This window comes from Azospirillum soli (assembly GCF_017876165.1).
GTDB classification, from domain to species: Bacteria; Pseudomonadota; Alphaproteobacteria; order Azospirillales; family Azospirillaceae; genus Azospirillum; species Azospirillum soli.
This window is the reverse complement of the sequence record NZ_JAGINQ010000003.1, coordinates 195,904-212,890: the sequence shown is the minus strand read 5'-3', so window position 1 is coordinate 212,890 and position 16,987 is coordinate 195,904. Positions and strand designations below refer to the sequence as shown.

Annotated in this window: 17 protein-coding genes; 7 read left to right on the top strand and 10 right to left on the bottom strand. The window is 69.5% G+C overall.

Translation table 11 applies throughout. The features are described from left to right. Positions 1–42: 42 nt before the first annotated feature. The 3 genes from J2852_RS06490 to J2852_RS06480 form a co-directional block, all read right to left on the bottom strand. Positions 43–732: a carbonic anhydrase gene (locus J2852_RS06490; RefSeq protein WP_209872703.1), complete on the bottom strand. Its 690-nt coding sequence runs from the start codon at positions 730–732 to the stop codon at positions 43–45. Positions 733–808: 76 nt separating this feature from the next. Beyond that, positions 809–1,402, bottom strand: a complete 594-nt coding sequence (locus tag J2852_RS06485) for a UbiX family flavin prenyltransferase (protein WP_209872700.1) — start codon at positions 1,400–1,402, stop codon at positions 809–811. A gap of 177 nt (positions 1,403–1,579) precedes the next feature. Beyond that, positions 1,580–2,200 (bottom strand): DUF1013 domain-containing protein, encoded by a 621-nt coding sequence (locus J2852_RS06480; protein WP_209872697.1) that lies wholly within the window; start codon positions 2,198–2,200, stop codon positions 1,580–1,582. 252 nt (positions 2,201–2,452) lie between these two features. On the opposite strand from J2852_RS06480, the gene J2852_RS06475 reads away from it, so the two are divergent. After that, positions 2,453–3,439, top strand: coding sequence for a Bug family tripartite tricarboxylate transporter substrate binding protein (locus J2852_RS06475; protein WP_209872694.1), 987 nt, complete (start codon positions 2,453–2,455; stop codon positions 3,437–3,439). Positions 3,440–3,444: 5 nt separating this feature from the next. Here J2852_RS06475 and J2852_RS06470 read toward each other — a convergent pair whose 3' ends face one another. Continuing rightward, the gene (locus J2852_RS06470; RefSeq protein ID WP_209872691.1) at positions 3,445–4,452 is read right to left on the bottom strand and encodes an NAD(P)H-quinone oxidoreductase; all 1,008 of its coding nucleotides are present in this window, start codon (positions 4,450–4,452) and stop codon (positions 3,445–3,447) included. A gap of 83 nt (positions 4,453–4,535) precedes the next feature. Here J2852_RS06470 and J2852_RS06465 point away from each other — a divergent pair, with 83 nt between their 5' ends. Further along, positions 4,536–4,724, top strand: coding sequence for a DUF1192 family protein (locus J2852_RS06465; RefSeq protein ID WP_209872688.1), 189 nt, complete (start codon positions 4,536–4,538; stop codon positions 4,722–4,724). 57 nt (positions 4,725–4,781) lie between these two features. Here the strand turns inward: J2852_RS06465 and J2852_RS06460 are convergent, their stop codons facing one another. Continuing rightward, the gene (locus J2852_RS06460; protein WP_209872685.1) at positions 4,782–5,603 is read right to left on the bottom strand and encodes a DUF2189 domain-containing protein; all 822 of its coding nucleotides are present in this window, start codon (positions 5,601–5,603) and stop codon (positions 4,782–4,784) included. A 152-nt stretch (positions 5,604–5,755) separates the two neighbouring features. Further along, complete coding sequence (locus J2852_RS06455; protein WP_209872683.1) at positions 5,756–5,941, bottom strand: DUF4169 family protein; 186 nt, start codon at positions 5,939–5,941, stop codon at positions 5,756–5,758. A 139-nt stretch (positions 5,942–6,080) separates the two neighbouring features. Between J2852_RS06455 and J2852_RS06450 the strand changes: the two genes are divergently transcribed. From J2852_RS06450 to J2852_RS06430, 5 genes are all read left to right on the top strand, one after another. Beyond that, positions 6,081–9,461, top strand: coding sequence for an AsmA family protein (locus J2852_RS06450; protein ID WP_209872680.1), 3,381 nt, complete (start codon positions 6,081–6,083; stop codon positions 9,459–9,461). 104 nt (positions 9,462–9,565) lie between these two features. Further along, positions 9,566–9,964: an accessory factor UbiK family protein gene (locus tag J2852_RS31430; RefSeq protein ID WP_246499335.1), complete on the top strand. Its 399-nt coding sequence runs from the start codon at positions 9,566–9,568 to the stop codon at positions 9,962–9,964. A gap of 213 nt (positions 9,965–10,177) precedes the next feature. After that, positions 10,178–10,681, top strand: a complete 504-nt coding sequence (locus J2852_RS06440; protein ID WP_209872677.1) for a type III secretion system chaperone family protein — start codon at positions 10,178–10,180, stop codon at positions 10,679–10,681. Positions 10,682–10,686: 5 nt separating this feature from the next. Beyond that, positions 10,687–11,505, top strand: a complete 819-nt coding sequence (gene proC / locus J2852_RS06435) for a pyrroline-5-carboxylate reductase (protein WP_209872674.1) — start codon at positions 10,687–10,689, stop codon at positions 11,503–11,505. A 58-nt stretch (positions 11,506–11,563) separates the two neighbouring features. Continuing rightward, positions 11,564–12,046 carry a YbaK/EbsC family protein gene (locus tag J2852_RS06430; protein ID WP_209872671.1) on the top strand — a complete coding sequence of 161 codons (483 nt, stop codon included), beginning with the start codon at positions 11,564–11,566 and terminating at the stop codon, positions 12,044–12,046. A 223-nt stretch (positions 12,047–12,269) separates the two neighbouring features. On the opposite strand, the gene J2852_RS06425 is transcribed toward J2852_RS06430, so the two are convergent. Genes J2852_RS06425 through J2852_RS06410 form a run of 4 tightly spaced genes read right to left on the bottom strand, consistent with a single transcriptional unit; the run spans position 12,270 to position 16,965 of the window. Then, a complete protein-coding gene (locus tag J2852_RS06425) occupies positions 12,270–13,817 on the bottom strand; it encodes a glycosyltransferase (protein WP_343206687.1) in 1,548 nt (515 codons plus the stop codon). Further along, complete coding sequence (locus tag J2852_RS06420; RefSeq protein ID WP_246499334.1) at positions 13,757–14,770, bottom strand: lysylphosphatidylglycerol synthase transmembrane domain-containing protein; 1,014 nt, start codon at positions 14,768–14,770, stop codon at positions 13,757–13,759. The genes J2852_RS06425 and J2852_RS06420 overlap by 61 nt, the downstream gene beginning before the upstream one ends. A 33-nt stretch (positions 14,771–14,803) precedes the next feature. Beyond that, positions 14,804–15,733: a glycosyltransferase family 9 protein gene (locus J2852_RS06415; protein WP_209872669.1), complete on the bottom strand. Its 930-nt coding sequence runs from the start codon at positions 15,731–15,733 to the stop codon at positions 14,804–14,806. Then, complete coding sequence (locus J2852_RS06410; protein ID WP_209872665.1) at positions 15,730–16,965, bottom strand: O-antigen ligase family protein; 1,236 nt, start codon at positions 16,963–16,965, stop codon at positions 15,730–15,732. The genes J2852_RS06415 and J2852_RS06410 overlap by 4 nt, the downstream gene beginning before the upstream one ends. Positions 16,966–16,987: the final 22 nt, after the last annotated feature.

Below are 16,987 nucleotides of genomic sequence, written 5' to 3'. Positions count from 1 at the left end.
AGCGAAGGGGCGCTTCGAATTCCCGTTCTGTTTACAGGGACGTCATTCGACGGGCAGGAAAATCTTGCTCTGCATGTCGATGGCCCACAGGTCGCCGCTGTCCAGGTCGAACCACCAGCCGTGGATTTCCAGGGTGCCGTCCTCGACCCGTTCGCGGACGAAGGGGAAGGTCAGCAGGTTTTCGACGGAGGTGCGGATGGCCGCGCGCTCGACCATGTCGGGAAATTGCTGGAGGCGCTCCAGGTCGGCCTTGCGGCGTTCCTCGTCCGTGCCGGCGTCGGAGGGGGTGATGTAGGGATCGCAGGCCGCGCTGGCTATGGACACCCAGGGCGACACGAAGTCGTTCTGGTCCGGCGCGCCCGAGCGCAGGCGGATCAGCCCCTGGATGCCGCCGCAATGGGCGTGGCCCAGCACGATGATGTGCCCGACCTTCAGCACGCGCACGGCGTATTCGATGGCCGCCGAGGTGCCGTGGTAGCTGCCGTCCGGCTGGTAGGGCGGGACGAGGTTGGCGACGTTGCGCACGACGAACAGCTCGCCCGGCTCGGCCTGGGTCAGCAGCGCGGGATCGACGCGGCTGTCCGAGCAGCCGATCATCAGCACGTCCGGATGCTGCCCCTCGGTCACCAGCTGGCGCATGCTGTCGGGGCGGCGCTCGTAATAGCGGGCGCGAAATCCCTTGATGCCCGCCAGGAGCTGTCGAATGGTGTGGTTCTGGTCGGCGCTGGACATCTGGAGGACACCCCTGATCGTTCTGGCCGGCGCGATGCGGGCCAGCCTGTCGCCCAGCGATATAGCCGAGGCCGCGTCAGGTTTCCAGAATCTCCGGCTCGGTCGGTTCGCCCCAGCGGCGCACGATGCCGGCGTCCAGTCCGAACAGGTCGAGCGCGCGGCCGACCGCGTGGTCCACCAGATCGTCGATGGTGCGCGGCTTGGAATAGAAGGCCGGCACCGGCGGCGCGATGATCGCCCCCATCTCGGCCAATTGGGTCATCGTGCGCAGATGGCCCAGATGCAGCGGCGTCTCGCGCACCATCAGCACGAGCGGCCGGCGCTCCTTCAGCGTCACGTCGGCGGCGCGCGTCAGCAGGGTGGAGGTCACGCCGGTGGCGATCTCGCTCATGGAGCGGACGGAGCAGGGGGCGACGATCATGCCCATGCTGTGGAAACTGCCGCTGGCGATGGCCGCGCCGATGTCGGTGGCGGCGTAGGACACGTCGGCCAGCGCCCGCAGTTCGGCAACCTTCAGGTCGGTCTCATGGGCCAGCGTCACCTCGGCCGAGCGGCTGACGACGAGGTGCGATTCGACGCCGATCCGGCGCAGCGTGGTCAGCAGGCGGATGCCGTAGATCACGCCCGAGGCACCGCTGATGCCCACGACAAGACGGGGAGGAATGGTCATGCGGGAAAAGATCCCCTTGCACGTCCGTCATCCCCGCGAAAGCGGGGATCCAGGGCCATTCGGGGACGTTCTTGACGTGCCCTGGATTCCCGGCCTCTGGATTCCTGGCCCCTGGATTCCCGACCGCGCGGGAATGACGGTAAACGATGGCTTCGGAGGGTGCGTTGGCGGCGCGGGTCAGCGCGCCCCTTGCCGCTCCGAATAAGGCGATTCGTCGCCGTAGCCTTCTTCCTCGCCGGCCTCGGCCTCGCGCTGCTCCTGGGTCAGCGGGACGCCGCCGCGGCGGACGGCTTGGACCAGAGCCTCTTCCAGCTCGCGCTGGGTGCACAGGCCGAGCAGCACCGGGTTGCGCGGCTTGATGTTGGCGGCGTTCCAATGGGTGCGGTCGCGCACCGCCGCGATGGTCGGCTTGGTGGTGCCGATCAGGCGGCAGATCTGGGCCTCCGACAGCTCCGGATGGTGCTTCACCAGCCACGCCACCGCGTCGGGCTTGTCGCCGCGCTTGGTGATCGGGGTGTAGCGCGGACCCTTGGAGCGCGCGGCCGGCAGCGGCAGGTCGGGGACCAGCAGCTTCAGGCGCAGGTCCGGGTTCTTCTCGCACCGCTCGATCTCGGCCTTGGTCAGCTGACCGTTGGCCACCGGGTCCAGCCCGACCATGCCGACCGCCACCTCGCCATCGGCGATGGCCTGGACCTCCAGGGAATGCATGCCGCAGAAGGCCGCAATCTGCTCGAAGGTCAAGGATGTGTTCTCGACCAGCCAAACGGCCGTCGCTTTCGGCATCAAGGGCAGTGCCATCATCCCTCCTGAACAACTCCAACCCGACCGCACCCGTTTGCGGGTTGCGTGATCGGTTCACTTTGACCGGATAAATACACCGGACTTCGCCCTCCATATAGGGCCGAAACCGGTTGATGTAAGCGTGCTAGGACAGGCGGCCGGGTTGCCGGCCGCCCATCCTCTGCTAACCTTGTTGGGAAGCTTTAGCAAGCCCGCGCCGCTCGCCGCAAACGAGAATAGAACGAAAAAGACGGATTGGGAGGGATTTTCATGCCGCAGGCCAGCCGGAATCCGTTTGCGCTCTTATGGACCGTGGCGGTGTTCGCCGTGGGGGCGGCCATGATGGCGCCGGCACCGGTCCGGGCGCAGATGACCGACCTGAAGATCATTGCGCCGGCAGCCCCCGGCGGCGGCTGGGACCAGACCGCCCGCGCCATGCAGGAGGTGATGCAGGGCGCCGGCATCGCCCGCGACATCCAGGTGCAGAACATCGCCGGGGCGGGCGGCACCATAGGGCTGGCGCAGTTCGTCACCGGCTTCAAGGCCAACCCCAAGGCGTTGATGGTCGGCGGCCTCGTCATGGTCGGGGCGATCCAAACCAACAAGTCGCCTGTCACGCTCGACCAGGTGACGCCCATCGCCCGCCTGACCGGCGAGTATCAGGCCATCGTCGTTCCCGCCCAGTCCGAGATCAGGTCGCTGAAGGAGCTGCTGGAGCGATTCAAGGCCAATCCCGGCTCGGTCAGCTGGGGCGGCGGGTCGGCCGGCGGCACCGACCACATCATGGTCGGCCTGCTCGCCAAGGAGATCGGGGTCGATCCTCGGCGGGTGAACTACATTCCGTTCTCCGGCGGGGGGGAGGCGATGGCGGCGCTGCTCGGCAACCACGTGACGGCCGGCGTGTCGGGCTGGGGGGAGTTCGCGGCCCAGGTGCAGGCCGGCAAGCTGCGCGCGCTGGCCATCTCCGCGCCCAAGCGCGTTCCGGGCATCGACGTGCCGACCCTGCGCGAGCAGGCGGTGAACATGGAACTGACCAACTGGCGCGGCGTCGTCGCCCCGCCGGGCCTGAAACCCGAGGCCAAGCAGGCCTTGGCCGAGGCGGTGGAGGCGATGGCGAAGTCCCCGGCCTGGGGAACCCTGCTGAAGAACCGGCAGTGGATGGACCTCTACCAAGGGCCGGACGACTTCGCCGCCTTCCTGAAGGTGGACCGGGCGCGCGTCGAGACCGTGCTGCGCGACATCGGGCTGGTGCCGTAGTCTCCCTAAGCGGCCACCCTCAGCACGATCTTGCCGATGTGCGTGCTCGTTTCCATCAGGCGGTGCGCCTCGGCGGCCTGGCCGAGCGGGAAGGTCTGGTGGATCACCGGCTTGACCTTCCCGGCCTCCAGCAGCGGCCAGACTTTCTCGCGCAACGCCCGGGCGATGCGGCCCTTCTCCTCCACCGAGCGGGCGCGGAGCGTCGAGCCGGTCAGGGTCAGGCGCTTGGTCATCACCGGGAACAGATTCAGCGACACCTTCGGCCCTTGCAGGAAGGCGATGGAGACGTGACGCCCGTCGGGGGCCATGATCTCGATGTCGCGGGCGACGTAATCGCCGCCGACCATATCCAGCACCACATCGACGCCGCGCCCGCCGGTCGCCTCCTTGATGACGCCGACGAAGTCCTCGGTCTTGTAGTCGATGGCCCGGTCGGCGCCGAGTTCCTCGCAGGCCCGGCACTTGTCGGCGTTGCCGGCGGTGGTGAAGACGGTCGCGCCGAACGCCTTGGCGAGCTGGATCGCCGTCGTGCCGATGCCGCTGGAGCCGCCGTGCACCAGCAGCGTCTCGCCGGACTTCAGCGCGCCGCGCTCGAACACGTTGGTCCAGACGGTGAAGAAGGTCTCGGGCAGCGCCGCGGCCTCCACCATGCCGAAACCCTTCGGCACGGGGAGCACCTGCGCCGCCGGTGCCACGCAGTATTGGGCGTAGCCGCCGCCGGCCAGCAGCGCGCAGACCGCGTCGTCGGCGGCCCATTCCGTCACACCCTCGCCAAGGGCGACGACGCGGCCGGCGACCTCCAGCCCCGGCAGGTCGGAAGCGCCGGGGGGCGGATCGTAGCGGCCCTGGCGTTGCAGCAGGTCGGGGCGGTTCACGCCGGCCGCCTCGACCGCGATCAGCACCTCGCCGGGGCCGGGGATAGGGGCGGTGCGCTGCACGGGGCGCAGCACCTCCGGCCCGCCGGGCGCGGCGATTTCGACGCAGGTCATGCTGTCCGGCAGGGCGATGCCCATGGTGATCCTCCCCCTTATGTTCGTCGGCTTCGGAAGGTAGAATTCCGCAAGACCGCTGACAAGCATGGCCGGAGGAAACGCCCATGGACACCGACGATCTGGAGCCGCGCAAGGCCAAGCCGGCCCTGAAGGATCTGACCGCCCTCGGGATGGCGGAGCTGAAGGACTACATCGCCGGCCTGGAGGCGGAAATCGAGCGCGCCCGTGCCGCGATCGCCGCCAAGGAAGCCCAGAAGAACGCCGCCGAAGCCTTCTTCAAGAAGCCCTCCTGACAGGGAAAAGCCCTCCCCCGAGGCGAACCCGGGGGAGGGCTTTTTGAAAGCGTCCGCTCACCGCTCCGGCTGGACCAGATCGCGGTAGCAGTGCCAGGAGGCGTGGCCGATCAGCGGCAGCGCCAGGGCGAGGCCCAGGAAGCCGGTGACCATGCCGGCCGCCGTGAACAGCGCGATCAGGAAGGCCCAGACCAGCATCGGCCGCCAGTTCTCGCGCACCACCGCGACGCTGGTCGCCATGGCGGTGAACACGTCGGTCTCGCGGTCCAGCAGCATCGGGATCGACACCACGCTGATGGCGAAGACCGCCGTCGCGATCACCCCGCCCAGGATCGTGCCGGTCAGCAGGAACGGGATGGTCTGGACCGAGAAGAAGATGCGGTCGATCAACTGGTCGAAGGCTGGCGGCTCCATCGAGAAGAACAGCGCGAAGACCAGGAATGCCACCCGGATCCAGGCCAGCATGGCGAGCATCAGCGCCAGCCCGATTCCGGCGATCTGCATGCCGTTGCGGCGATAGGCGCCGATGACCTTGACCAGCGTCGGGCGCTCGCCGCGCTCCAGAAGGCGGCTCGCCTCATACAGGCCGACCGCGAACAGCGGCCCCAGCAGCATGAAGCCCGCCGCCATCGGCAGGATCAGGTAATGCAGATCCTGCATGGCGAGCCCGGCGACCAGCAGGAAGCTCGACACCACCGCCAGCGCGCCGTAGGCGAAGCTGATCATCGGGCTGGCGCTCATGTCGCGCCAACCGGCGGCCAGCCAGACCCACGGTCGGTCCGGCGCCACCGTGCGGATCGCCGGCAGGAAACTGGACGTCTTGTGGAACTGCGAATCGTGAAAGTGGGCTGCCCCGCGGTGAGACCAGATATCGGCCATGGTGACGGTCCTCCCCTTTGCCCTGAAAGGCCTCTCTTGGGAGGAAATGTAGCAGCGGATTGCGGCGTCCGCTAGATTGTCGTGATAGCGGATTGTTTTTATCGCCGATTGTCACAAATGAAATAAGAGTTACCCCGAATGGAGTAGCCTTGCTATTTGGGCGGTTCGTCGAGCTTCTTGCTGTCCAGATCGCGGACCTGCCGATCACGCTCCTGCCGTTCGCGAAGTTTTTCGGTCTTGGTGCGGCCGAAGCGCGCCCGGTTCTCCTCCGCGACTTTTTCGCGTTCCTCGCGCTCGCGCATCTTCCGGAATCGGTTCAGGTTGACGATATCGCCCATGCGCGGTCCTCCGCCCTTGGATTGCCCAAATTGCTTGTTTCTTCTCAGGGGCGTAGCTTAGCGGAACGGCTGCCGGGCCGAAACGGCGCGGTCGAAAAGAGTCGGGTCAAAAAAGGGTTTGGGGAAGGCAGGGCAACCGGTGAAGAAGTTCCTGATCGCGGGTCTGGCGGTGCTCGGCGTCCTTGTCGGCGCGATTCTGGTCGTGCCGAGCTTCATCGACTGGAACGCCTACAAGGTGGAAATCGCCGAGCGGGTGTCGGCCGCCACCGGCCGCGCCGTCGATCTGAAGGGCGACATCGGCCTGTCGCTGCTGCCGTCCCCGGCGCTGACGGTGCGCGACGCGCGGCTCGCCAACGCGCCCGGCGCGTCCGAAGCCGACATGGCGCGGCTGAAGGAACTGGACGTCCGCGTCGCCCTGGGGCCACTGCTGAGCGGTCGCATCCAGGTGCAGAGCATCCGTCTGATCGACCCGACCTTCGTGTTCGAGGTGCTGCCCGATGGGCGCTTCAACTGGGACCTGTCGGGCGCCGACCGCCCGCCGGCCGGCGGCGCGGCGCGTTCGGGCGACGGCATCGCCTCCTCGGTCAGCTTCGATCAGGTGACGGTGCAGAACGGCACCATCCTCTACCGCGATGCCCGCAACGGCCGGTCGGAAAAGCTGGAGCAATTGGACGCCCGCATCGTCGCCGGCAGCTTCGCCGGCCCGTTCCAGGGACAGGGGTCCTTCCGTCTGCACGGCGTTCCCCTGCGCGGGGAGGCCTTCGTCAGCCGGCTGGTCGAGGGAGCGGCCGTGCAGGTGCGCGCCGCCCTGTCGGTGGCCGACACCGACGCCAACCTGCGCTTCGCCGGCATCGTCACGAGCCACCCGGCCGGTACCCAGAACGGAGACACGCGCGCCCAAGGCGATCTGCGCGCGGAGGGCAGCGACCTTGCCCGCGCGCTGGAGCCGCTGCGGATCGCCGGAACGAACAACCCGGCGCTGGCCCAGCCCTTCAGCGTCCGCACGGCGGTGGAGGCCTCGGCGGCGGGCGCCAGCTTCACCAATCTGGAAGGCCAGCTCGGCGACACGCGCGCCACCGGCAACGCCAGCCTGCGCACCGGCACGCCCGCGCGGGCGGAGGTGACGCTGGCGCTGAACCGCCTGGACCTCGACGCGTGGCTCGACCGGGCCGGTGCGGCCGCCCCGGCTGGATCCGGCGCGACGACGCCCGGCACGCCGCGCGGCGGAACTGGCGCGACGGCGTCCAAGCCAGCGCCCAAGCCGGCAACGTTCGCTCTGCCGTCGGGGCTGGAAGCGAAGCTCGACCTCGCGCTGGACGGCATCACCTACAACGGCGGCGTGGTCCGGCAGGGGCGGGTGGAGGCCAGCCTCGCGGACGGCAAGCTCGCCATCGACCGAATCAGCGCGCTGCTGCCGGGCGGGTCCGACATCGTCGCGGCGGGTGAACTGGCGGCGGCCAACGGGCAGCCGAACCTCGACCTGCGGATGGAGGCGAACGCCGACAATCTCCGCGCTCTGCTGGAATGGCTGAAGCTGGACGTGCGCGCGGTGCCGGCCGACCGGCTGCGCCGCGCCTCGCTGGCCGCCACGGTGCAGGGGCGGCCCGACCGGCTGGAACTGGGCGGGCTGGATCTCAGGGTGGACACCAGCCGCGTGACCGGCGCCATCGCCTATGTGGATCGTGGCCGACCGGCCTTCGGCGCGCGGCTCGACCTCGACCGGCTGAACCTAGACGCCTATCTGCCGCAGCCGGCCGAGAACGCCGCTCCGGCCGGGGAGGCTCCGGCGCCCGCCGCCGGGAACGCCGCTACCGGGAATGCCGCCACTGGGAACACCACGGGGAACGGCAAGCGCCGCGCTCCGATGACGCCGGCCCGTTTTCTGGCCGGGGTGGACGCGAACCTGGACCTGACCGTCGGGCATCTGACGGTGCGCGGCCTGCCGGTGCAGGGGCTGCGCGTGGACGCCACGGCGAACGGAGGCGCCCTGACCATCAAGGAGGCGAAGGTCGATGACTTCGCCGGGCTGAAGGGGCGGGTGGACGGCCAGATCGCCGGGCTCTCCCCCCTGCGCGGCGCGCACCTGACGCTGAGCGCCGAGGCAGCCAGCCTTGCCGGCCTGTCGCGCGCCATCTCCTGGCCGGCCGGCGCGCCCTCGCCGGAGCGGCTGGGGGCTGTGAAGGCGCAGGGCCGCTTGTCCGGCGACGCCGAGCGCATGGCGGTGGAACTGAACCTGGAGGCGGCAGGCGGTACTCTGGAGGCCGGCGGCACCCTGCTGAATGTGGAAAAGGAGCCCGGCGCCGAGCTGAAGCTGCGCACCAAGCACCCGGAGCTTGCCCAACTGGCCGCCCTGTTCGGCGACGGCGGTCCGGCCGGCGCCTACGGCCCGCTCGACCTCTACACAGAGCTGACCGGCAACAAGAAGGCCTTCACGCTCGCCAACATCCAGGGGACCGTCGCCGGAACCTCCGTGCAGGGCCGCGCCGCAACCGACCTGAGCGGCCCCAAGCCGCGCGTGGAGGCGGAGATCCAGACCGGTGACCTCGACATCGAACGGCTCGCCGCCGGCCCCGCCGCCGCGTCCCGGCCATCGGGGGATGCTCCGGTGGGGCCGGCGTCTGAGGCTGCCCCGGCCTCCACCGACAAGATGGACTTCGGCTGGCTGCGCCGCTTCGAAGGGCGGCTGGGGCTGACCTCGGCGGCGTTGCTGGTCGGCGAAACGCGCATCGAGCGTCCGGCCCTGCGCGCTGCCGTGCAGAACGGCGTGCTGACGCTGGAACAGTTCGATGGCGGCCTGCTCGGGGGGCAGATCGGCGCCACCGGGCGACTCGCGGCGCCGGGCAACCAACCGCCGACGGCGGAAGCCACCATCACCGTGGTGAAGGCGAAGCTCGCCCAGGCCTTCGGCGGCGGCAGCCTGGACATCGCGGGCGGCACGATGGATCTGGAAGCGGCTCTGACCGCCACCGGCGCCACCCGCGAGGCCATGCTGAAGGGGCTGAACGGGCAGGGGCGGCTGGCCGCGCGCGACGGCGTCGTCCGGGGCTTCGACCTCGGCGCGTTGCGCGACCGGCTGACCCGAATCGACAGGCCGCAGGACCTGCTGGGCGCGGTCATGGGCGGCCTTCAGGGCGGCGAGACCCGCTTCGCCCGTCTCGACGGCAGCTTCGCGGTGGAGCAGGGCGTGGTGCGCACCCACGACATGCGCATGACCTCCGACCTGGGTGAGGCGACGGGCATCGGTCAGGTCAGCCTGCCGGCCCAGACCATCGACATGCGCGTTCGTCTGGCGATCAAGGCCGAGCCGGCGCTGCCGCCGCTCGCCATGCGCCTGACCGGCCCGCTGGACAAGCCGACGCGCAGCTTCGAGATGCAGGAGATTCAGGAGTATTTCGCGCGCCGCGCCGCCGATGCGCTGTTGAACAAGGCCGTGCCCAAGGACCTGCCGATCCCCAGCGGCGACGGGGCGGTGAAGCCCGACACGCTGCTGAAGGGACTGATCGAGGGCCTGCGCCGTTAACAGAGTGTGAGTGAAACGTCCATCGTGACGCGCCGCACCCAAGGCCGTTGAAGTTGGGCGGGGCGAAGCCCATAATGTGACATCGAAACCCGGATTTTGAGTCGATGCAGGTGGACAACAAGATTCTGGACGATCTGGCCCGTGTTGCGGGTGGCGCGCTCGGCGCGCTGTCGTCCTTGCGCGAAGAGGCCGAGGCGCAGATGCGCCAGCAGTTCGAGCGCGTTCTGTCGCGGATGGACGTCGTCAGCCGCGAGGAGTACGAGGCCGTTCGCGCCATGGCCGCCAAGGCCCGCGAGGAACAGGAAACTCTGGCGGACCGCGTCACCGCGCTGGAAGCGACGGTGGCGACCCTGCTGGCCGAGCGTACCCTGCTGCATGAAGAGGCGGCTCCCCGCCGCCGCGCTCCGGGCCAAACCGGAAAGGCCGGTGAGGACTCCGGCAAGACCGGCGAGGGCAAGGCGGGCGAGGGCAACACCGGCGAGCAAGGCGGCGCGGCGATCTGAGCCGCGCCTTTCCACCACGCGCCAAAGCCGCTTCTCCAAAGCCGATCACCAAACCGTCACGGACGCGCCGCCGAAATCAGTTGCGCCGGCCATTCCCTTTTGGCACGGTGCATTTGGTGGTAGCCCCACGGTTGCAAAACACAACATCTCGGGGCCTCGCCCTGGCGACTGGGGCCGGTGCCGTTCACCGCGCCTTCACAGGAGGACGCCGTCATGTCGGCTGTTGCCGTCGACACCCCCAAGAACGCCCACAATCCCCTGGACATCGTCGAGGAGATCGTCACCGCCAACGAATGGCCCTTCGAGCGGGCCAGCGATGACGAGTTGATCGTCGAGATCGGGGGCCGGTGGTGCGACTACCGGCTCTATTTCGTCTGGCAGTCCGACGTCAGCGCGATGCAGTTTTCCTGTCAGTTCGACATGAAGGTGCAGGCGGCCCGCCGCTCCGCCGTCAGCGAGTTGCTGGCCGAGGTGAACGCGCGCATGTGGCTCGGCCACTTCGACGTCTGCGCCGAGGAAAACACCCCGATGTTCCGCCAGACCATGCTGCTGCGCGGTTCGCGCGGCGCGACGGTGGAGCAACTGGAAGACCTCGTCGAGATCGCTCTGTCGGAGTGCGAGCGCTTCTACCCCGCCTTCCAGTTCGTGATCTGGGGCGGCAAGTCGGCGCCGGACGCCGTGTCCGCCGCCATTCTCGACACCATGGGCGAGGCGTAAAGACAATGGCTCAGGGGTGCACGCTGCTTCTGGTCGGTTGCGGCAAGATGGGCGGCGCGATGCTGGACGGCTGGCTGGCCGCCGGCACCGCCTCCCGCGTCGTGGTGGTGGAACCCTCAGGCGTGCTGCCGGACAGCGTGAAGGGCAACCCGGCGGTGTCCGCCGCCGCCGGCGCGGACGACCTGCCGGCCGGCTTCGCACCGGACGTGGTCGTGCTGGCCGTGAAGCCGCAGGTGATGGATGCGGTCGTGCCAACCTACAAGGGCCTTGTCCGGCCCGGCACCGTCTTCCTGTCGATCGCCGCCGGCAAGACCATCGGCTATTTCGAGCGCCTTCTGGGTGACAAGGCCGCCGTCGTGCGCTCCATGCCCAACACCCCGGCCGCCATCGGGCGCGGCATGACCGTCGCCGTCCCCAACACCGCCGTGACGGCCGCCCAAAAGACGCTCTGCGACGCGCTGCTGGGCGCGGTGGGCGAGGTCGCCTGGGTTGACGACGAGTCGCTGATCGACCCCGTCACCGCCGTGTCGGGCAGCGGCCCGGCCTACGTGTTCCTGCTGGTCGAGGCGCTGGCCAAGGCCGGCGAGGCGAGCGGCCTGCCTGCCGACCTCGCCATGCGTCTGGCCCGCGCCACCGTGTCGGGCGCTGGGGAGCTGCTGCGTCAGTCCACCGCGCCGGCCGCCGACCTGCGCAAGGCGGTGACCAGCCCCGGCGGCACCACCCAGGCCGCGCTGGAGGTTCTGATGGCCGGGGACGGGCTGCAACCGCTCCTCGACACGGCCATCGCCGCTGCGACCAAGCGGTCGCGGGAACTGGCCCAGTAGCGAAAAATTTCCCCTATCACGCCGGGGAGCGGGAAAGGGGCAAGAAGAAGGACCCGCCGTGACCGACCTCAGCCCCTCCGCCCGTCGCGTTCAGGACATCCTCGATTCCATCGGCCTCGGCCACCGGGTGGTGGAGCATGATGGCAGCACCCGCACGTCGGAGGACGCCGCCAACGCCATCGGCTGCACCGTGGCGCAAATCGGCAAGTCGCTGATCTTCCGTGCGAAGGAGAGCGGCCGCCCGGTTCTGGTGGTGGCGAGCGGCGTCAACCGCGTGGACGAAAAGGCCGCTGGCCGCCTGATCGGCGAGAAGATCGAACGCGCCGATCCCGACTTCGTGCGCGAAAACACCGGTTTCGCCATCGGCGGCGTGCCCCCGCTGGGCCACGTGGTGCCGCCGCTGGTGCTGATCGACGCCGACCTATTGACCTTCGAGACCATCTGGGCCGCCGCCGGCACGCCCAACGCCGTCTTTCAACTCACCCCCGCGCAGTTGGTCAGCATGACCGGCGGGCGGGTTGAGGCGGTGAAGAAGGGATGAGTTGCGGCGCGTTGGTCGAGGCCGTGCGTCGGGCTACAAATTCTTCACGGATTTCACGGATTGAAAGCACGGATTACACGGATTTTTTTTGAGCTTGGCGACGCCGCATCTTCTTGGAAGGGCTGCGGCGCCGGCACGATCAAAGAAAAATTTGTGTAATCCGTGCTTTCAATCCGTGAAATCCGTGTAGACCCTGTTGCGCGCAAGAGTCCAGCGCGCCCGCTCAGAACGCCTTCAGCTTCCGCCACGCGAACATCACCATGCGCAGCAGCAGCCAGCCGTGGCTGAAGCGGCTGATCTGCGTTTCGCCGTAGGTGCGGTCGGCGTAGCGGATCGGCACCTCGACGATCTTCAGGTTCAACTTGGACGCGCCGAAAATCAGGTCGAAGTCGCCGAACGGGTCGAAATCGCCGAAGTAATGGCGGTTGGCGACGATCTTGTCGTAATCGCGCTTCCACAGAACCTTCGTGCCGCACAGCGTGTCGGTGAAGCGCGTGTTCAGCAGAAAGGAGAAGATCCGCGCGAAGGCCCGGTTGGCGACCCAGTTCAGGAAGCGCATGGCCTGATCGGCCATCGGATAGACCAGCCGCGTGCCGTTGATGAACTCGCCTTTGCCCGACGCGATGGCTTGGTAAAATTTCGGCAGCGTTTCCGGCGGCACGGTCAGGTCGGCGTCGAGGATCATCAGGATCTCGCCGCGCGCGGCGTTGAAGCCCTTGCGCACCGCGTCGCCCTTGCCTTTGCCGTCCTGTTGCAGGACCTTGATGTCCCAGTCCTTGTAGGTCTCCTGCACGCGCAGGCATTCCTCGTAGGTGCCGTCGCGGCTGTGGCCCTCGACGTAGATCACCTCCAGGTCCGGGCAGAAGCGGGGCAGGCGGCGGACGGCGTGCTCAATGTTGCCGCGCTCGTTGCGGCAGGGGACCAGCACGGTGCAGGAGGGCAGGCGCTCCGGCGCCTCGGCGGCAGGCCGCGCCACGACGTAGTTGCGCACGCACAGCCGGCGGATGCCGGGCAGCGGCGCGATCCACTGGTTGACCAGCGGCCCCAGCCCGAAGGCCCGGCGCGGGATCAGCTGCCGCCACTCGCGCCGCACCGGCTCCCAGCCCGCCAGATCCAGCAGGTTCATGGTGTCGTCGGTGCTCAGCCAGTTGTGCTGGCCCTGGGGCACCTTCAGCCCGACCTTCTCGGCCCAGCCCAGGATCGGTTCCCAGGCGCGGCTGTGATAGCTGATGATGATGCGCGTTTGCGGCGTGGCGAACCGGTGCAGCAGGCGCAGCGTCGCCTCGCAGTCGTCCAGGAATCCGATGGTGTCCGACAGCAGGATGACGTCGAAGGTGCCCTCGATCCGCGCCAGATCGGTCGGATCCTCGGCGTTGCCGGCGTGGAACTCCAGATAGGGATGGCGCTCCTTGGCCCGGTGGATCATGCCGGGGGCGAGGTCGATGCCCACGCCGCGCGACGGCTTCAGGAAGGCCAGCGTGTCGCCCAGCCCGCAGCCGATCTCCAGCACGCTGGCACCGTCCGGCACCAGGAAGCGCAGGTAGGCGCGGTCGGCCTCGTGGAAATAGGCGTTGCGCTCGGCCCAGCGGTCGGCCTCCGGCGCCAGCTTCTCGAACAGGGCGCGCACGGCCTTCTGGCGCAGGCTGAGGGGGCGGCTCTCGGCCTTGTCCTGCTGCTGATGCGGGGAGCTGGTGTCGAGCGTCATGACGGTCATGAAGACGTTCCGGAAGATGCGGGTATAACGGTGCGGCGGCCGGAAAGGCTCAGCCACAGCAGCCCTCCCGGAAGCGAGGCCAGCGTGACCGACAGGCCGATCATCACCGACAGGATCAGGGCTTCCGCCGAGCCCAGACCATACAACGCGAAACCGGCCACGAAGGCGCCTTCGCGCACCCCCCAGCCGTTCAGGGAAATGGGAAGGGCCGCGGCGAAGATGGTCATCGGCACGACGGCCAGCGCGTCCAGCACACCGACATTCAGGCCCAACGCGCGGGCGTAGGCGACCACGGCGAGGACCGTGCACAGATGCACCGCCGCGCTGTGCAGCAGCCCGGCGAGCGCCGGCCGGCTCCACAGCGCGCCGCGCAGCTTTGCCACCTGCGCCTGCACGGCGGCAACCGGCGGGCGGCGCAGCGGGGCGGGCAGGGGGATGCGGTCGGCCTGAAGGCCGGCGATCAGGCCGGCGGCCAGCAGAACGGCCGCGACGGGGCCAGCCCAGGCGATGGCGGGCGGGGCGGTGGCGACCAGATGCGGCAGGCCCAGGAACAGCAGGCCGACGCAGCCGACCAGCGCCAGCAGCCGGTCCAGCACCAGGGCGAGCACGACGGAGGAGGACGGGCAGCCGCCCCGATAGGTCAGCCAGCCGCGCACCACGTCGCCGCCCAGAGCGCCCGGCAGCACCTGCCCGAAGAACAGCCCGGCGAACATCAGCTTCATGGCGAGCGCGCGGGGCAGCCGCGTGCCGGCGGCCCACACGGCGTCGCGCCAGCGCTCGCCCGCGCAGAGCACGGCGAGGAGCTTGGCGGCGAAGCCGACGGCCAGCCACGCCGGGTCGGCCCCGACGATGCGGTCCCACACCCCCGACCAGTCGGCGCGGGAGGCGAGCAGGCCCAACACCGCCAGCGTCACCGCCAGCTTGGCGAGCAGCAGCAGGCGCCCGCCCGCCTTGGGGGCAGGCAGATCGTTCGAAACCGTCGGGTCGATGCTGACGTCGTGCGTGCTCAAATCCGTACCAGCGTCGCGAAAAGGCGGCGCACTCTACCCTCTGGCGGAAACCGCGTCCATGGCGGCAAGCACGCCGGGCACGTCCATCGCCGTGAAGTCCGGCCGATGATGCACGGCGATGCGCGGACCGCTGACGTGAATCGGGACGGACGCGTCGGAGAAAACCGCCACCGTGGGACAGCCGACGGCGGCGACCAGATGCGTCGGGCCGGTGTCGTTGCCCACCGCCGCCCAGGCCCGCCGGGCCAAACCGGCAATGTCCGGCACCTTGGTCCGGTTGGTCAGATCGACGGCCTGCGGGCATGCGGCGGTGATGGCCTTGGCGAGGTCGGCCTCAATGGAGGTGCCCAGCACCACCGGGGTCACGCCGCGCGCGACCAGATGGGTCGCAAGCTCGGCGTAGCGCTCGACCGGCCAGCGCTTGTCCGGCCGTCCGGGGGAGGAGCCGGGGATCAGCAGCGCGTAGGGCGCCGCGATGCCGAAACGGCTGGTGTCGGCGTCCAGCCAGGACAGGTCCGGCGTCGGGTCCAGCGTGATGCCGAAGGGCGCCAACTGCCGGGCGTAGCGCTCCAGCACCGGCACCTTGCGCCGTCCCGGATAGCGGTCGGGGTGGGACGCGCCGCGCGCCGTGCCCGACCATTCCGGCCAGGGGCCGGGAGCGAGCAGCCAGAAATACCGTTCTGTCCGCGACTGGCTTTGCAGGTCGTAGACGCGGTCGAACCGCCCGGCGCGCAGCATCCGGCGCACCGTCCGATAAGCGCCGAGCGAGCGTTCGCGCGGATCCTCCAGAACCTCGTCGAACAGGCCGCTCATGCGGGCGATCGGGGCCAGCGACGGAAGGGTCAGCAGGGCCAGATGGTCGTCCGCGTGGTGCCGGCGGATGGCCGTAAAGGCGGTCTGCGCCAGGAAGAAGTCGCCGAAGGCCCCCAGCTTGATGACCAGTATCCGACGCTTTTCCGTCATCGGCCCTCCGACGGCGCGCGGGCGGCCAGCCGCAGCATCAGGCCGGACGCCAGGATTCCCGCCATCCACCACGCCTGCCAGATGCCGTAGGCGGTGCTGACCATGGCGAGACCCGCCGCGAACAGGGCCAAGGCGAAGGGCTGGTCCTCCCGCTCCATCCGCGCCGTTCCGGCCAGCAGCAGCAGCGACGCCGCGAGAGTCAGCAGCGCGCCGAACGCGCCCAACTCCAGCCAGACCTGAAGGAAGGCGTTGTGCGGGTGGAGCGGCAGCAAGCTGTCGGTGATGGCGCCGAAGCGCGACACCTCCCCATTGGGCGCCAGGGCGCGCGAGGCGTCGATGCCCTGCCCGAACAGCGGAGTGGTCAGCGCCCGGTCGGCGGCCATGCCCCAGATCTCCACGCGGTGCTGGGCGGAGCGGAACAGCCATTCCGCCGCGTCCAGGTCCAGCACGCGGTCGAGCGTCAGGACCAACGGGATCACGCCGACGAAGGCCACCGCCAGCGCCGTCCCCAGCGCGCCGCGCACCAGCCGGGGCGACCACGCCGCGACGGCGAAGGTGACGACGCCGATGGCGATGCCCAGCATGGCCGACCGGCTGGTCAGCAGCAGGCACACGGCCGCATAGCCAATGGGCACCAACAGCGCGAAGGCCCGCCGCCCGGCGCGGCCCAGCGCCATCGCCGCCGGCCAGACCAGCAGGCTCAGCAGCACGGCGGTGCGCTTGGGCACGTTGCTCTCGGATACGGGGAAGTCGGCCGGCACCGTGTTCCACCAGCGGTGCAGGGGGAAATCGGTCGCGGCTTCGACCGCGAAGACGGCCACGCCCGCGAAAACGCCCGCCAGGAACAGCCCGGCCAGCCGCCGCGCCTCGACGGCGGGCAGCGACGACACCCAGGCTCCGCCCGCCAGCGCGCCCAGCCCGATGTAGGCGATCTCCAGCACCGTCACCCCGGCGCGCGGCGACGGGCTCCACAGCACGGAAACGGTGGCGAGAATCAGGAAGAGCAGCACCACGGCGGTGCCGGGCAAGGCCCGCTGCATCCGCCCCAGCGCGTTGCGCCGCGCCAGCCCGGCGATGGAAATGACCGTGAAGAGGATGGCCCAGACCGGCAGCCCGCGCGGCGCGATGGCGACCAGCGGCCCGAGCAGCAGCGCCGCCGAACCGGCCAAGGCCGCCAGGATCACGTCGGGTGGGGCCGTGGAGGAGTCGAGGCGCGACAGGGGAAGGGACATAAGGGCTCGCGTCCGAGGGGCA

Bases quoted from the DNA above. Each gene is read 5' to 3' on its own strand.
- J2852_RS06490 (WP_209872703.1), bottom strand. From the start codon at position 732: ATGTCCAGCGCCGACCAGAACCACACCATTCGACAGCTCCTGGCGGGC.
- J2852_RS06485 (WP_209872700.1), bottom strand. From the start codon at position 1,402: ATGACCATTCCTCCCCGTCTTGTCGTGGGCATCAGCGGTGCCTCGGGC.
- J2852_RS06480 (WP_209872697.1), bottom strand. From the start codon at position 2,200: ATGGCACTGCCCTTGATGCCGAAAGCGACGGCCGTTTGGCTGGTCGAG.
- J2852_RS06475 (WP_209872694.1), top strand. From the start codon at position 2,453: ATGCCGCAGGCCAGCCGGAATCCGTTTGCGCTCTTATGGACCGTGGCG.
- J2852_RS06470 (WP_209872691.1), bottom strand. From the start codon at position 4,452: ATGGGCATCGCCCTGCCGGACAGCATGACCTGCGTCGAAATCGCCGCG.
- J2852_RS06465 (WP_209872688.1), top strand. From the start codon at position 4,536: ATGGACACCGACGATCTGGAGCCGCGCAAGGCCAAGCCGGCCCTGAAG.
- J2852_RS06460 (WP_209872685.1), bottom strand. From the start codon at position 5,603: ATGGCCGATATCTGGTCTCACCGCGGGGCAGCCCACTTTCACGATTCG.
- J2852_RS06455 (WP_209872683.1), bottom strand. From the start codon at position 5,941: ATGGGCGATATCGTCAACCTGAACCGATTCCGGAAGATGCGCGAGCGC.
- J2852_RS31430 (WP_246499335.1), top strand. From the start codon at position 9,566: ATGCAGGTGGACAACAAGATTCTGGACGATCTGGCCCGTGTTGCGGGT.
- J2852_RS06440 (WP_209872677.1), top strand. From the start codon at position 10,178: ATGTCGGCTGTTGCCGTCGACACCCCCAAGAACGCCCACAATCCCCTG.
- proC (WP_209872674.1), top strand. From the start codon at position 10,687: ATGGCTCAGGGGTGCACGCTGCTTCTGGTCGGTTGCGGCAAGATGGGC.
- J2852_RS06415 (WP_209872669.1), bottom strand. From the start codon at position 15,733: ATGACGGAAAAGCGTCGGATACTGGTCATCAAGCTGGGGGCCTTCGGC.
- J2852_RS06410 (WP_209872665.1), bottom strand. From the start codon at position 16,965: ATGTCCCTTCCCCTGTCGCGCCTCGACTCCTCCACGGCCCCACCCGAC.